Genomic DNA, 16,766 nt, shown 5'->3' with positions numbered 1-16,766 from the left:
AAATTTGGCTTAGAATAGATTGAAACGTTGGAGAGACACAGGAGCCTATCCTGGTGTCTCTCCAATTTTTGTACCCATTTTAAGATATATTATTTTTGGAGGTATTCGTTTGAATTGTTGACTTCACAACGGAGACATCTATAAATGTGTGTTAGGAGATACGACAAATAGTGTGTTTATTTAAACTTTTCAAATTAAAAGAAGGTATATTGGTTTATTTGTCGAAACTGCACTGTATGATCTAAATGTTCATGATATGATATGACTAGTTTTATAGGTGATTGTTCCGTTTTGGTAAATAAAAGTACTATATGTGACGAGTTTTACTAGTCGTAAATACACGCAATCAAATGGAAGCGGTTACATCTAGTGCTATTTTATTTGATGAAAAAGTAGAGTTGAAAGAGAATTATGGACTGCATGGCTACGTCGTAGAGGGGGTGAGAAAAGTTAGGGAGAAAATCATAAGGAGTATAAAGGGGAATTATTCCATCCTGTAGCTAGTATACTCTTTTTTAATGAAAATATACTATATTTGATACGGGGGAAGAGAAATGGAGAAACTTACTGACTATGTGATGGATTATAATACGATTTTATTTTTACCAAAGACAAATGAGTTTGGCGAACTATATACATTCGTTTTGAATGATACGTCTTCATTTGACGTAAAGGCTGGGCCGACTGAACTTATCGATTTTAACTTAAAGTACTACGGGTCTAGTCTAAAAGGTGCTAGAGAAGGCGCAAATATGATTTTAGGGGATGGCAGAATGTATCCTGTTATTATAAACGAAAAACTCGACCTTTATTGGTTTCCAAGCAAATCACCAGCAAAAGAAGACTGCATCTGGTTTGCGCTGCATCATATTAAGAAAACCATTAAGCTGCCAAATATACGCACAAAGGTAGTCATGAGTGATGGTAGTATTATCATTGTCGAGATGAGCAAAGCATCGTTTGATAAAAAAATACAGAAAGCTTACAATCTAAAGGGATTGATTGAGGCCAGAACGAAGACCACATTGAAGACGACAGAGAAGAGTGCACCGACGAACGCCAACGAAACCAAAGGGATTTACATCATTTCAAAGGTAGAGAAAGGAAAAAACTTTGATATAATTTCAATACACGCGCAATACGATTATGGAAAAGACGACTAGTTTGTTGTTCTATTGTTCGACATGCTTCTCGCAATTATATATATTAATACGATAGCCGTTTTGGTTCGGAGTGTAGAGTTTAGATCGCTTGGCGCTTTGGGGATGCCTTTCGCCCTGAGCCTGGATTAGCGCTTCGCATCCTGTCTCATGGCTTCGGCTACCCCCTGTCGCGCTTGCGCTAGGGTGCATATTGTTGAGAGTGAGTTGTAATTCGGTGTGTGGATTATTGATCGCTTGGCGCTTTGGGGATGCCTCTCGCCATGAGCCTGGATTAGCGCTTCGCATCCAGTCTCAGGGCTTCGGCTACCCCTTTGCCGCGCCTGCGCTGGAGTGTTCCATTATTGAAAGTAATTCTGAGATGTATGCACTGAGATTATAATGTGATTACTATTTGATTTTAATTTTATTAAAGAACGACGCACTATACATTGCAAGCCTAATCCCGAATAACGAAATGAGTTTTCTTACATAGAGACCATCCAGCGAAGGCGCGTCTTCGTGGTAGCCGGAGTGATAAGACTGAAAGTGATCTCCTTTCTGGCTTATCGCGGGAGGCATCCACAAAGCGTCGAAGCGGTATTAGGGGGATTTCTGATTCATTCCATCTATTGCTACCGTTGTAAAATGCTTTCACTCAGATTTTGACACTAAAGATGCAAATCTTATCCCTGATAACGAAATACACTTTCTAACAAGACTATCCAGCGAAGGCGCGACTTCGTGGTAGCCATAGCGGGCTCAATGGGATATTTTATTTCAACATATTTACTAGGGAAAAAGGGGTACACGATTTGAAAAAGAATAAATGGTTACTATTATCCATAGCGTTAAATATAGGAATCCTTGCCGTATTTCTAGTTGTTACCAACAAAGACCCACAATCGACCGGCAATGGACATACCACGGCCAAGACGAAGTACAGTGAGCGGGTTTCCTTATTCGAACAAGTAGAAACCCAAAATGTAGATACTGTTTTTGTAGGGGACAGCATAACTGAAAGAAGCCTATGGAACGAACTCTTTCCCGGGAAATTGATTGTTAATCGGGGAATTGAAAGAGATACGACGAAGGGTTTACTCAAGAGGCTAGACGGTATCATTGATTTGAAGCCAAAACAAATTTTCTTACTGATTGGTGTAAATGACCTGATTTATGATAAGAAAACAAAAGACACGATTGAGAATTACGAACAAATTATTTTGAAATTACAGGAACAAGCTCCCGACGCTAAGCTATTCATACAAAGTGTTTTACCCGTTAAAGAAGGTACACGTGATTTGGAAAACAAAACGATTAATGCATTAAATGAACAAATTCAAGCGTTGGCAGCTACTCATCAAGTTGCATACATAGACATCCACCATAAATTTAAAAATGAAAGCGGCGTGCTGGAGCCTACATATACTGAAGATGGACTCCATTTAAATGGTAAAGCCTACATGGTTTGGGCAGATGAAATCAGAGGCTATATCGAATGACTCTCAAGAAGGCTAATTTCCTCAACAGTGTTTAAGTACAAACAAAAGTGACATGTGTGCATACTAATTTTTCAGAATCGCTTTGTACAGTACTTCCGCTTACATTTTTACTGGAAGATAAAGAATAGCCGAGAAAGCGACCTCGTCACTTTCTCGGCTATTCCTCTTTTCAGAAACCCTGCAGCTGAAGCCTATCCAACAATCTCCAAAAACGACCGTATTACAAATGATTGAGGTTTTGGTAATGAAAGAATAAACACCTACTTTATTAAAATGTAAGCAGCCGAAGATAAAATTTCGGCTGCTTGCTCGTAACTTATATAGTGATTTCTTTTCTAGTTTTTATAGAGAATCCTAGGAAGAGTATATCTCCTACTATCACGTTGTTACAATTGTTTTTTCATTTTAATGAGCAACGAAAAAACCAGTGAAGTGGAGGCAGCGCCCGAAATTGTATCTTCGGGCGCATTGAAAATAGATAGAGAAGCATCTATTCTTTCATTTGAAAAAGCATGAGCCCCTTTAACTTGACCATTATAGGGGAGCGACGGGCAACTAACGTTACAGGATTACCGAAAAGAGCGCTAAGATTAGTGACGAAGTCACTAATCTTAGCGCTTGTTTTGCCGGTAATGGTGTAGCGTTCACTTTGTCCAAAGCGAACCGATAATGCTCAGTAGGAAACCGCAACGCCTTCCACTTTTCATGTGATCCAGCTTCGGGCGCCAACTCCTCGGGTCATAAGTCGGTTCGACTATGCGGCAAAGTTCGCCGCTCCGCCGACCCGTCTTATGCCTGTCGGAGCTGTGCGTCGCCCTCCGCCTTTCTTGTGATCCAGCTTCAGGCGCCAACTCCTCGGGTCATAATTCGGTTCGGCTATGCGGCAAAGAACGCCGCTCCGCCGACCCTTCTTATGCCTTTCGGAGCTGAGCGGCGCCTTCCGCTTTTCATGAAGTAAACATTCTAATGGCGTCTACGATGCTATAGATACCAAGACCTGTACATGTTAATGCGACGAGACCGCCGATGATATTTAATTTGACTGAGTTAGTAAATTCACCGAGGCGTTTTTTGTTATTCATAATAATTAATAGCATAATCGTAATGACTGGCAGTAAAATACCGTTTAGGGCCTGTGCGAAAAGCAAGACATCCAGTGGTTCGAAGCCGAGTCCAGATGAAAAAATACCGATGACCATAACGACAACAAATACAGCTTTGAATCGTTTGTCTTTCATTCCGCCTTTCCATTTCAAAACACTACCGATTGTAATTGCTGCCCCTAATGGTGAAGCGATAGCAGAAGAGAACCCCGCCGCAAACAACCCGATACTAATGAATACTTTTGACCATGATCCAAAAATAGGCTCAAGTTGTATTGCTAAATCGGCAATACTGTTGACTTCCGTTCCGCGAATCATAGCACCTGCTGTAATTAAAATAGCTGCAGTAATCAGACCACCCACACTGATAGAGATAATTGTATCCCAGCGAGCTTCTTTTAAATCAGATGGTTTACTCCAACGTTCCTGCACCATTGTTGAGTGAATGAAGAAGTTATAAGGAACAACCGTTGTCCCGATTAACGCAATGATCATAATGATTGATCCTGAGGGAATCGTAGGGATGAATGCCCCTTGAAATACTTCTCCCAGATCTGGTTTTGCGACAATCATCGTCGTGATAAATGTAACACTCATAATGGCGATGAGAACAATCATTACGCGCTCAATCAGTTTATAGCTGCCACTCAAGCCGAGTATTAATATGATGACACCAATAATCGGTCCAAGCACATTTGGTGAGGTGCCTGTAAGTGTTGAAACCCCGAGTGACGTACCGAGAAGGTCGCCGGCGATGTAAGCTGAGCAGCCGACACTAATTGCAATCATAATAAGCCACATTGAACCGTATTTTAAAATTGGATTGGCAAACTGCTCGCTAATCGCTTCTCCTAGCCCTTTTTGCGTTATGATTCCTAGACGAGCCGCCATTTCTTGTAAAACAATTGTAGCAATTATGGAAAAAACGACCGCCCATAAAATTGCATAACCGAAGGATGCGCCTGCACGTGTTGCAGTTGTTACTGTACCTGGTCCAATAAAGGAGGCAGTAATAATAGCGCCTGGTCCAATAATTTTTAACTTATCTTTCAAGGATTTTCTCCCAGATGTTTGTTTTTTTTCTTCATCGAGTATGGCCATAGCTTTTACACCATCCTTTTCTACAAGTGATTTATAACTTATTTAAATCCGAATATTCAATCTAATATGGGTGGAAAACCCTGAAAATCATGAAGAAGGACGAGCAATTTCCAGGTAATTGTATATTGTCTGCTTCGAGACTCCGAGCACTTCTGCTATCCGATCAGCTGAACCTTGAATGAGGAATGTACCTCTTTCTTCTAATTGATGGACGAAGTGAATTTTGTCTTTTCGTGTCATGTTTGAAATAGGAATCGCAATTTCCAATAATACGTCATTGATTATACTTTCAAAAACTTCTTCAATGTTTTGTGCATAGGATTCATTCATATGAGATTCAGGCTGATTCACATCGATTGTTGTTGAAAAGTCTTTAATAATCTGGTTGACCATTGAGAAGGCGGTAATGTCAAAGTTGATGCCTAAAAAGCCAATCACTTTTCCATTTTCATCACGAATGAATGAAGTAGATGTTTTAAGGGACTTTCCGTCTTGAGTCCTCGTTGTAAACCCGAGCATATCCTTTACTGAATCGCCATGCATTTGCAATTCTTTTAAAATAACTTCGGTTGTTGGCGCACCGATTGTTCTTCCTGTTACGGAACCTTTGATATAGATTAGCGACGATTGAACGTTTTCCAAGTCATGAATAACGACTTCGCAATTGCTACCAAACGTTGCGGCAATCATATCTGCTACAGGAATATAAGTTAGCAGGACGTCTCGTTTTTCACGGTTATTGTTGGTCATCGTTTCACCCGTTTCCTAAGTATTGGACGCGACATTCATCGCGTCCAATCAAACTCATTTTTATTTTTTGCTGGCAATGTGCCCAGCAAGTGCATATAAAATGATTGAAGATGCGAAATGGGCTGAATTTTGGTTTGCATCTTGTTGTGGATAAATTTCCACGAAGTCCATACCGACAACGCCTTGCTTACAAATTTCATGAACGAGCGTCAGTAATTCATAAGATGTCAGTCCGTTTCCATCAACTGGACCTCCTGGATTAAAAGCAAAGTCCAAGACATCGCTACAAATGCTCAAATATACGCAGTCCACATCAACGCTTGCCATTGCATGCAGTTCAGCACCAAGTTGTTTTAAGTCTTTATGGCCACGGATGTCGTTAATCGTTACCGTTACCGCACCTGCTTCTTTTGCGTTGCGTCCAGATTGTGGTTCATTTCGTGGCCCGTGAATACCTGTATGGATTATGCTTTCATTTCGTACGCCTTCTTGCTCATACAATCTTGCGAAAGGACTGCATCGTGCGTACTGATCGCCGTTATGGGAAGGGAGGTTGTCATAATGTGCATCAAGATGAATAATGCCGACCTTTTTGCCTTGTTCCGTAAGCGCTTTCACGATTGGGAATGTAATACCATGATCTCCGCCAAGTCCGATTAGGAATTTACCGCTTTTCCATAGCTCGCTAGTGAAGTTCGTGATTCTTTTCATTGTTTCATCTACATCAGCAGGTAAGACATCTACATCACCGATATCACCGAGTTTAATATGTTCAAATACGTCGATATGATCTAGCTCTGGTAAATAGCCACTATATCTTGCAGATGTAAGACGCATTACTTTCGGTCCGAGTTCACAACCTGTGTAATCGCCCCACGTAACAGCACCTTCCCACGGTACACCGTAAACAACAGCGTCGATTCCGTCTGTGTTTTTATCAGCAGAGATATTTTTAGCACCTAGGAAGCAAGGTGTATTTCCATAAATGTTTGTAGTCATAAGTTCTCAATTCCTCTCAAGTGTATTAATTGTTGCAATGTTCTATTTGAATAATAGAATCATTTTTATAAAAAGTCAATATGCTTTTAATAAAATTAAAATTTAAGAGTGGAATTGAATACGAAAAAGAGTAGACATGTATGTTAAATGTCTACTCTTTTTTAAATCATTTTATCAAGAATAATATAAAATAAATGTTCGGAATGTGCACTTTGTAACGAAATAAAGGAGGGCTGTGGATTTACTAGTTGTAAATTCACAGTGCTTAATAATATGTAGCATAGCAGACGGGTCATGCACTGTATCTTCCTTAACAGGACCGAGGAACATATAAGCTTGATCACCCATGATGTACATTTTGGGAATTGGATGCTTCTCCGTAGGTTCGTAACCCACATTTATGTAACATTGAAAACATACCGAGTTCAATCATATCGCCATTCAGTTCATGAAAGAACAACAGCTAATTTCGGATACATTGCTTGTTGGAAAATGTCCTCACTCTGCATAACGTCCCCATTGAAAAAACCAAAGATTCATCAAAGGTTGGTTTTTGTGTATTGACAGACCTCCCGTTAATCAGTGCGTGTTATGATGTAAGTATAGATTTAAGGGAGGAAACGCTGTGGATAAGAAAGAACAACAGTTATTTGCGCATTATTATTCAAAGTTTGCTGAAAGACGTTTTGATGAGAAGGACTTTTATGCTTTTATGATGCTCGTAAATGATGAAGCACAAGGTATAGATAGCGTTAAAAAACTAAGTGATTTTATGGCAGAACGAGAAAAGAGTATGGGGTATGTTAGTGAGTATCTCGAAGAGTGTAAGCATATTATTAATAACGTGGGCAATGGCATCAAAACCAAGAAGATTGAAGATGTCTTTTCATTTAAAGAAATTAGAAACGGCTTTAATACGTTGTTTCAACAAAATGGCTATGACAAATTATCAAATGAACTCATTAATGATTTCATTCTATGCACGATATCATTATTACAGGATATTAAATTAGTTTCAGGTTCATTGAATAAACAGATAGGGCATCTCAGTTTTGCCGTGTCCAGTAAGGATATATTTTTGATGGGAAATACAAAAATGTTGAGCAAGGGCAGCTATGTACCTGTGACTTTTCAGGTTTTGTCCGCAAAGAATAGTTACGAAGCCGTAACACCCCAAGACAAAAACGATACCCCGTATCTTTTCAATGAAGAGCTTATCGAGGTTGTAAATATTGATGGAGAAATGATTATCACGTTTCCTGAAATCGTTACGTGAGTGCAATGTGAAATCAGACAGTTATATGCTGTCTGATTTTTTTTGTAAAATACCGATCCGAGCTGAAGCGTGTAGGATAAAGGTGGCGCGGTTTCTTATCGGCAATCCGGTTACTATTGTTTGTCCGTCGCTCCCTTATAATGGCCAAAGTAAAAATGCGCTTACTTTTTATAATAAAAGAATAGACTCTTCTCTATCAATTTTCAAAGCGCCCGAAGATGCAATTTCGGGCGCTACTCCCATTTCTATGGTTTCCCCATTGCAGAGAAAAAAACAGCGTGAGAGGCATTCACAAAAAGCCGAAGCATCTATTATGGAATCAGTCTCTAAAAACCGGGTTTTTTCATCTCATATAACTAGTAAAATATGCATGGATATTAGTGGATATATAGATTGGTCGAAATAATTAGTTTTTATACACATCAAAAGCTTTACATAGAATTTACAAAACATTACAAAAGGTCACTAGGTGATCTCACACATGCGGTGATATGCTGAATATGGAGATAATTATTCAAATAATTGACTTGAAAGGGAGCGATTTTGCGCTTTTTGCAAGGCTATCGTATAAATACTAGTTTTCAATCAGAAAGGGGAATTATTACATGCATAAAGGAAAATGGAAAAAGCCTTTGAATACCTTTTTATCGATTGCTTTAGTAGCTAGTTTGCTAGGACCTGCATACCCGGCGACGGTAAAAGCTGCTGTTGCTTCAGATTTACTGATATCTGAATACGTGGAGGGAAGCGGCTATAATAAAGCAGTGGAACTTTACAACGAGACAGGGACTGCAATTGATTTAAGCAATTATACGTTGGAACTCTATGCAAATGGAGCGACGGGAGCTACTGCTAAAATCGCTTTAACGGGGACCTTGAGTAATGAAGAAACGTATGTTTTATACCATAGAGATGCCAATGATGCGATTAAGAGCAAGGGCCAATTGGAAAACACAACTGTCATTAACTTTAATGGTAATGACGCACTTGTTTTGAAAAAGTCTGGCGAAGTGATTGACTCAATTGGACAAGTTGGGGCTACAAGTAACTGGGGAACCGATGTGACATTGGTCCGTGGTGCCGGGATAACAACAGGCGATTCGAGTCCAAATGATGCTTTTGATCGTAGCGCCGAGTGGATTGTTTATCCTAAAGACACATTCGATTATTTAGGATTCCATGACTTCGAAGGTGGAACACCGGTAGATCCTGAAGACCCTGAAGAACCTGTAACTCTCATTTCAATCGCTGAAGCGCGATCTTTGAATATAGGGGAAACGGTAACCATTAAAGGAATCGTAGCGGCAAATTTGAAAAATACGATTTCTGTCCAAGATCCTACGGGCGGTATTGCCGTGCGTCCAACAAGTTTGAATGCCGTGGTTGGTGATGAAGTTACCTTAACTGGGACACTTGCCGATTACCGCGGTTTGCTTCAATTAGACAGCGCGACAATCGCAGTGAAAACTGCAAATGTAGGCGCACCGGTTGCTAAAACAATTACAGGTGCCAATGTTGCGGAAGAAAACGAATCGCAACTCGTACTGACAGAAAATATTGAAATCATTGATGTGCAAACTGGCGCAGGTTGGGCCAATTACGTTGCGACAGATGGTACAACGGAATTTATCATTCGCGATGAAAACAATGGATTGGGCTTAGCTGTTGGAACGCAGTATGAATCTATTTCAGGCATCGTGCAGCAATTCGATGCTGATTATCAACTGCTTCCACGCTTTAAAGAAGACATCATCGTAGATAGCTCAATTGTCCAACCTGTTACTGCGAATCCTGCAAGCGGTACATTCGTAGGAGGGACTACGGTTACACTGTCAACAAGTACAAAACAAGCAGCTATTTATTATACGTTAGACGGAACAAATCCCCTTGAATTTGGTGTGAAATATGAAGCACCTATCAACATTACAGAAAATACAACCATTAAAGCAATAGTGAAAACGGAAGATGGTCAAGTTAGTGAAGCGAATACTTTCGACTATACAATTACCGACAGTCTTCAAATTCATGATATCCAAGGGGAAAGCCACACTTCTCCATTTGACAATCAGACGGTTGAAGGTATTGAAGGCATTGTCACTTATTCATTTACACTAAGTGGTTCGACATACTACCATATCCAAACGCCCGATGCAGCGGCAGATGACAATGCAAAGACTTCGGAAGGAATCATTCTTTACAGTGGACGGAATGCTTGGCCGATTCAGGTTGGGGATTTAGTAACTGTCTCCGGTAAAGTTAGTGAATATGCAATTGACGGATTTGCAGATCGTCAAGGGACTGATATGAAAGCTACACAAATCAATGTCCGTGATGATCAAGGTGGAAACGTAAAAGTCTTAAAAAGAGGTGTGCAATTACCTGCACCTATTCTGATAGATGAAGAAAGTATTCCAAGTGAACAGATTGATAGCGACGGTTTGTCCGTATTCAATCCTGACGTTGACGCAATTGACTATTGGGAGAGCTTGGAAGGAATGCGCGTCCAAGTCGGCAATGTCAAAGCTGTATCTCCGCAAGAACATGGTGATTTAATCACAGTACTTGAACAGGCACCGACGAATACATTGCACGGTGGTTTATTGTTAGAAAAAGACAATCAAAACGCAAATCGTGTCCAGTTCCGATTAGAGCCGAATAGTGCAGCTCGAAATTTCGAGGTGGCTACTGGCGATACATTTAAAGGTCCGATTACAGGTGTAGTTGGCTATTCATTCCAAAATTATAAAATCTATGTGGCTTTGGATGAAATGCAGGCGGCACATACAAAAGGCAATGCAACACCTGAAAAAACGACGCTTGTCAAAGCAGACGATAGGTTAGCAATTGCATCGTATAACTTGGAAAACTTCTCGAACAATACAAAGTCGTCTTCTGCAGACAAAGCTCGAAAATTAGCAAGAGCGTTTGCGGAAGATATGCAGAGTCCTGATATTATCGGTGTGACGGAAGTCCAAGATAATAACGGCGAAGATGCCGGGGATTCAAAAGCAAATGAAAGTTATGAAAGATTGATTGCTGAAATCGTGAAAGCGGGCGGCGTGAATTATAAATACGTCAACATCGATCCGGTTTCGAATCAAGACGGTGGAGCACCGAATGCGAATATTCGTGTCGGATTCCTATACAATCCGGAACGTGTATCATTGACGGAAGGCAGCCCTGTAGGTGATGCAACTACTTCGGTAGCTTACTATAATGGAAAGTTAACACTAAATCCAGGGCGCATTGACCCGCAGAACGCGGCATTCGCTAGCAGCCGTAAGCCACTTGCTGCACAATTTGACTTCCAAGGTGAAAGCGTAATTGTTATCGCGAATCATTGGAATTCAAAATCAGGTGATACGCCATTATTTGGTTCAACACAGCCTCCTGTCTATGGTAGTGAAGTACAACGTAAACAAATTGCAACAATCGTTTATGATTTCATTGAAGACGTAAAAACGGATAATCCAGATGCGAACGTCGTATCTCTAGGCGATTTTAACGACTTCCAATTCTCGGATAGCTTAAAGATTCATGAAGGAAACCTCATGACAAATATGATTAACAAAGTTGAAACGGCTGATCGCTACACATACCTCTACCAAGGTAATTCGCAAGTGCTCGATCATATTTTAGTTTCAAATCACTTAGTCGATCAAACCGAAATTGATATTCTTCATATCAATGCAGACTTTACAGATATGGCAGGCCGTGCAAGCGACCATGACCCAGTCCTCGTCCAAATCGGATTTGAAGAGCCGGTTGTTTGGGAACCGATTAAAGTAAAAAAAGTGTATGACTTAGTGAACTTTAATAAGAAAAAGTTGAACATTGCAGAACCTAGTGTCGCAGTGAAAATGGATGCGAACTCGTCTCTAGATGAAGGAATCCTTTTCAAAGGGGATTATTTGGAAGTTAGCGGAGAAGGCTTTAAGACAAATAAATTAATCCTTCAGCCGAAGAAAAAAGGAGCAATTGTCGATTTGAAAGGCACTGTCATGGGGGATATCGTTATCGATGGTCCACATCACCTTGAAATTAGAGGCGCTGAAAATGTGAAAAATATCGAATTCATCAATGGTGCAAATCCGGATGCAATCGAGTTTTACAATTCAAATGGGAAAAGAATTGGCGACCCAACGATAGTAGAGAACAAAGCACCTATCGTCACCAAAGCAATTTCAAGTAAAACAGTGACAGAAGGAGAGAGTGTCTCAGTTGTACTTACTGAGCACTTCTCGGATCCTGATGGAGATGAACTAACGTTTTCATCAACAAAGGGCGAAGTAAATGCAGAAATATTATCACTTTCACTTGAAAAAGGTAGCCATATTGTGGGTGTCACAGCTAGCGATGGCGACAAAACGGTTACGACAAGTTTCAGTGTGACAGTAACAGCTGTAGAGATTCCTGCTGATGGCTACTATAAGGACGCCATTGGAAAAGAAGGGCAGGCATTGAAAACGGCACTTCATGACATTATTTCGGTGCAAAAGCAGTTAGACTACTCTGAAGTGTGGGCGGCGCTGCGGGAGACGGATAAAGATCCAAACAATCCGAACAACGTAATTTTGTTCTATTCTGGAGACTCACGTTCTAAAGATCGCAACGGAGGAAACGTTGGAGACTGGAACCGCGAGCATGTGTGGGCGAAATCCCACGGCAATTTTGGTACGAGCAGAGGACCGGGAACCGATATCCATCATTTGCGTCCCACAGATGTCCAAGTGAACAGTTTACGCGGAAACTTGGATTTTGATAACGGCGGGAGTAGTGTAAAAGGATGTAGCGGATGTTACAAAACAGCGAATTCTTGGGAGCCGCCCGATGCAGTAAAAGGTGATGTCGCTCGTATCCTGTTTTACATGGCTACTCGCTATGAGCAAGGAGACCGTGTCGATCTTGAGTTAAATGAAAAGCTTAACAATGGAAGCAATCCATATCACGGGAAACTTTCAGTTCTGCTGGAATGGCATGAATCAGATCCAATCGATGAATTTGAACGAAACCGCAACGAAGTTATCGAGCAATGGCAGGGGAATCGTAATCCATTCATTGACCATCCTGAATGGGTAGAGCTCATTTGGCCACAGGTTGTTGCAGAAGATGTACGAATTGCATCGTGACTGAGAATGGATAGGTTGAAAATGAAATCTAAACTACTGACCGTATAGACTGAGTAGAGAGAACATGTACAGTGATTAAGTAAATGTAATATGTGTGTGTATTTTCTTTTAGGATTGCTTTGGACAGTACTTCCGCTTACATTTTTGCTGATAGAAAGAGTAGAGCCGGGAAAGCGACTTTGTCACTTTCTCGGCTCTTCTTCTTTTCAGAAAACGTGCAGCTGAAGCCTATCCAGTGTTCTCCAAAAATAATCGTATTTTAAATGATTAAGTTTTGGATAATGAAAGAATAAACGCCCACTTTATAAAAATGTAAGCAGCCGAAGATACAATTTCGGCTGCTGCTTTCATTTAATGAGTAATGGGCAAACCATAGAAGTGGGAGTAGCGCTCGAAATTGTATCTTCGGGCGCTTTGGAACTGGATAGAGAAGCATCTATTCTTTCATTATAAAAAGCAAGCGCACTTTTACCTTGACCATTTTAGGAGAGAGACGGACAAATAACGGAAAAAGGATTACCGAAAAGAGCGCTACGAGTAGTGACGAAGTCACTACTCGTAGCGCTTTGTTTGTCGTTTATCGTGTAGCGTTAACTTTGTCCAAAGCGAACCTGAAATGGTGAATAGGAGATTGCGGCGCCCTCCACTTTTCATGTGATCTAGCTCCGGGCGCCAACTCCTCGAGTCATAAGTCGGCCCAACTATGCGGAAGTTCACCGCTCCGTTGGTCCGCCTTATGCCTATCGGAGCTGGGCGGCGCCCTAGGCTTTTCTATACTATGTATTTTGCGGCACTACTGGGTAATCCCCAGTCGGATTTGGCGTAGTATTGTTTTTCAGCTTCCGTCGAAGGTGCCCCTATCGCGGGACAGAGAAGTGCCGCGTCTCTGTGACTAGTAGTATATGCAAAATAACTGACAGTTATACAGAGTATTGCAAATAAATCAAGGGGCCGAATTGTGTCACACAATTGATATCTTCTACACACATAGCTGCAATGTCCATGAAATCTTTGGGTGTTATGCTTTGTTTTGGTAATGAAAAGGAGGAAATTCAATTTATGAAAAAACACATCATTGCACTAGCGGCAATTGCAACATTAGCAGTAGGTTCGGCAGGTCAAGCATCTGCATCTAGCGTCCACACGGTAGAATCAGGAGAGACATTATGGTCTATTTCACAAGATGCTAATGTCAGCGTCGAAAAATTACAGGCATGGAACGGATTAGAGTCTACTCTTATCTATCCGTCACAACGTCTTAAAATAGAAGACAAGGTAGAAGACAGGGTGAAAACATACGTCGTCGTAAAAGGCGATACATTGTTCAAAATCGCAGGGGCTCACAATGTCTCAGTGGATGCTTTAATGACGAGCAATAATCTTTCAAGTGATTTAATTCGTCCGGGCGACAAGTTAGTCTTTGGAGGATCAAAAGCGCCTGCATCATCTAAATCTGTTGCACAGACAACAAAAGTAGCTGCAGCTTCACCGGCAGCAAAAGAGATGACTGTGACAGCGACCGCGTATACAGCTTATTGTGACGGATGCTCAGGCGTGACGGCGACGGGAATTGATTTGCGTTCAAATCCCAACCAAAAGGTTATCGCAGTTGACCCTTCAGTAATCGCACTTGGAACGCGTGTATGGGTTGAAGGATATGGAGAAGCCATCGCTGGAGATAAAGGCAGTGCGATTAAAGGAAATACCATTGATGTCTTTATGGAAAATGAACAAGATGCGCTTAATTGGGGCCGTAAAACCGTTAAAATTAAAGTGCTAAATTGATGAAATTGTAAGTACGCTTACTAACTTTTTATAGAATTTTCATTGAAATGACAGCGTGAAGAATTGTACTCAGCCTTGTAAGTAAAGGGCTGAGTTTTTTTGTATTAACCTATAAATCAGCTGTCGTTTCCAGTGACAATGTTGAGGAAATGAACTATATTCAGATGAAAGTTGCTGGACCTCTTTTGCTCAAGTTAAACTAGACGTTAGACATTAGACATTTATTAATCCGAGGGGTTGAAAAGAATGCCAATCATTCGTTCTATAATAAAAAAATACTTCACAAAACAACAACAACAACAACAACAACCTATCGAAAGTCGTTGGGCAGGTAAGAAAGTTAACTTTCTCGGAGATAGCATTACGAGCGGTACCGCTAAAAGAAACTTTGTGACTTATGTGACCACTGTCGATCAATCCTTAGAGCTTGGAACTGCGCGTAACTATGGGATTAGTGGCGGAACGATTGCAAGCCGGGATCACTTATACCCGGGAGAGGGACTGGATGACAGATTACCTCCTGTTGTGTCGCGTTGGCAAACGATGAATACGGATGCGGATATTGTTTTCATGTTGATAGGAACGAATGATTATGCAGCACAAGTTCCCCTTGGAGACAGAGACAGTACATTGACGACCAATTTTTATGGCTCGTTTAACATTGTACTAAGTGGTCTCAAATACAAATTTCCAAATGCAGTTATCATTGTCAGTACACTTTTGAATCGCGTTCCAAAACCGACGAAAACCCATCCACTCACCATTGAGCAATATAACGATGCAATTCTTGATAGATGTAAAGAACATGCGATAACATGTTTTCATTTACATGAAGTGACTGATTTGGATTTAGAGACAGACTACTTGCAAGGGGTTTTTCGTCTTACAGCAGATGGGTTGCATCCAGGTAAAGAAGGTTCCGCAATCTTAGGAAGGCGGATCGTAGAATTTATAAATTCAAACCATAAAAGCTGAACGTCGTAAATGGATAACGCGTTCAGCTGAGAGGGGCAAAAGGAATTTTACATAAATCCGTTAGTGGAATCGTATCCGGAAAGTAAAGAAATTCCCTATTTTACCTTCTTGAAATTTTTTGCCACCAACTTTTATTCCGTGCAGCTTCCTCCTTCAATTCTACTTCTTTTTTGATACCTTCCACGGTTGCAGAAACTTCTTCCATGCTTAATCGTAAATTAGAAACCCTTTCCGATTCGTGACGGTTTAACAAAAGCTTTAATTCCCCTATATTTTGCTGGTAAAGCTGATTTGATTCTTGGAGTTCCTGAAGCAAAAGCCGTTCCCTTTCAACTCTTTCTTTTTCAACATCATCTAGCTTCAAAACAACTTGCTGAAGTAGCTGATTCTGTAATACAAGCATAGATTTCAATTCGGCAACTTCTTCATTAACTGAAATCAGGTTCAAACCATCTTCTGAATTGGACGTTATGGTGATGGGCAGTCCTTCAGTTTCCAGCTTCTCATTGACGACATCCAATTTATGACCGTCGTTATACAGCTTCCTGATAATCTTCAGCTTTTCTATTTCAGTAATTCTGATTCTGTATTCTCTTCCAATCTTCTTAAAGTGGATGAATTGCGGGTGATTTAGGATATAGCGTTTCAGAGTGGCGTTTGGTATGCCTGTAAGTGCTTCAGCTTCTGTGATCCCGATGTATACAGCATCATTAAGACTTGCTCCATTCACTTGTTTATTCATCATTCATGCACCCCTAATAACATATTTTGTATGAAATTCACACAACCACATCATTCACTTCAGAAAAGTTTAAATCATTCATTTACTCAATCAGTATCTATTCGACAATGGACATGACTTTCCCTTTTAAAAGTAAATGATTCAACCATTTCCATTTGTTTAATAAAAAGGTATTCGTATTATGGGGGCCGAATAAAGAACAAAGTACTGTTCTTGTTCCAACCTAGTGGCAGTAGAAGAAGAAACTTTACATTAAATCGAAAAC

10 protein-coding genes are annotated in these 16,766 nt (G+C 40.6%); 6 read left to right on the top strand and 4 right to left on the bottom strand.

Annotation, left to right across the window (positions count from 1 at the left end):
- Positions 1–554: 554 nt before the first annotated feature.
- Both AC25Y5_RS14490 and AC25Y5_RS14485 read left to right on the top strand, forming a co-directional pair.
- The gene (locus tag AC25Y5_RS14490) at positions 555–1,163 is read left to right on the top strand and encodes a competence protein ComK (protein WP_488140905.1); all 609 of its coding nucleotides are present in this window, start codon (positions 555–557) and stop codon (positions 1,161–1,163) included.
- A 791-nt stretch (positions 1,164–1,954) separates the two neighbouring features.
- Complete coding sequence (locus AC25Y5_RS14485) at positions 1,955–2,641, top strand: GDSL-type esterase/lipase family protein (protein ID WP_488140904.1); 687 nt, start codon at positions 1,955–1,957, stop codon at positions 2,639–2,641.
- A 947-nt stretch (positions 2,642–3,588) separates the two neighbouring features.
- Here the strand turns inward: AC25Y5_RS14485 and AC25Y5_RS14480 are convergent.
- The 3 genes from AC25Y5_RS14480 to AC25Y5_RS14470 form a co-directional block, all read right to left on the bottom strand.
- Complete coding sequence (locus tag AC25Y5_RS14480; RefSeq protein WP_488140903.1) at positions 3,589–4,845, bottom strand: Nramp family divalent metal transporter; 1,257 nt, start codon at positions 4,843–4,845, stop codon at positions 3,589–3,591.
- A gap of 87 nt (positions 4,846–4,932) precedes the next feature.
- Positions 4,933–5,595, bottom strand: coding sequence for a helix-turn-helix transcriptional regulator (locus AC25Y5_RS14475; protein WP_488140902.1), 663 nt, complete (start codon positions 5,593–5,595; stop codon positions 4,933–4,935).
- Between the two features lie 60 nt (positions 5,596–5,655).
- On the bottom strand, positions 5,656–6,594 hold the full coding sequence (locus AC25Y5_RS14470) for an agmatinase family protein (RefSeq protein ID WP_488140901.1): 939 nt from the start codon (positions 6,592–6,594) through the stop codon (positions 5,656–5,658).
- Between the two features lie 625 nt (positions 6,595–7,219).
- Here AC25Y5_RS14470 and AC25Y5_RS14465 point away from each other — a divergent pair.
- From AC25Y5_RS14465 to AC25Y5_RS14450, 4 genes are all read left to right on the top strand, one after another.
- Positions 7,220–7,870: a hypothetical protein gene (locus AC25Y5_RS14465; RefSeq protein WP_488140900.1), complete on the top strand. Its 651-nt coding sequence runs from the start codon at positions 7,220–7,222 to the stop codon at positions 7,868–7,870.
- A gap of 605 nt (positions 7,871–8,475) precedes the next feature.
- On the top strand, positions 8,476–12,999 hold the full coding sequence (locus tag AC25Y5_RS14460; RefSeq protein WP_488140899.1) for an endonuclease: 4,524 nt from the start codon (positions 8,476–8,478) through the stop codon (positions 12,997–12,999).
- 1,059 nt (positions 13,000–14,058) lie between these two features.
- The gene (locus AC25Y5_RS14455; protein WP_488140898.1) at positions 14,059–14,784 is read left to right on the top strand and encodes a 3D domain-containing protein; all 726 of its coding nucleotides are present in this window, start codon (positions 14,059–14,061) and stop codon (positions 14,782–14,784) included.
- Positions 14,785–15,030: 246 nt separating this feature from the next.
- On the top strand, positions 15,031–15,759 hold the full coding sequence (locus AC25Y5_RS14450) for an SGNH/GDSL hydrolase family protein (RefSeq protein ID WP_488140897.1): 729 nt from the start codon (positions 15,031–15,033) through the stop codon (positions 15,757–15,759).
- Between the two features lie 100 nt (positions 15,760–15,859).
- Here the strand turns inward: AC25Y5_RS14450 and AC25Y5_RS14445 are convergent, their stop codons facing one another.
- Positions 15,860–16,504, bottom strand: coding sequence for a hypothetical protein (locus AC25Y5_RS14445; RefSeq protein WP_488140896.1), 645 nt, complete (start codon positions 16,502–16,504; stop codon positions 15,860–15,862).
- Positions 16,505–16,766: the final 262 nt, after the last annotated feature.

The sequence above is a fragment of the Sporosarcina sp. Y1011 genome (assembly GCF_057669885.1).
This window is presented reverse-complemented; position numbering and strand designations above follow the sequence as displayed.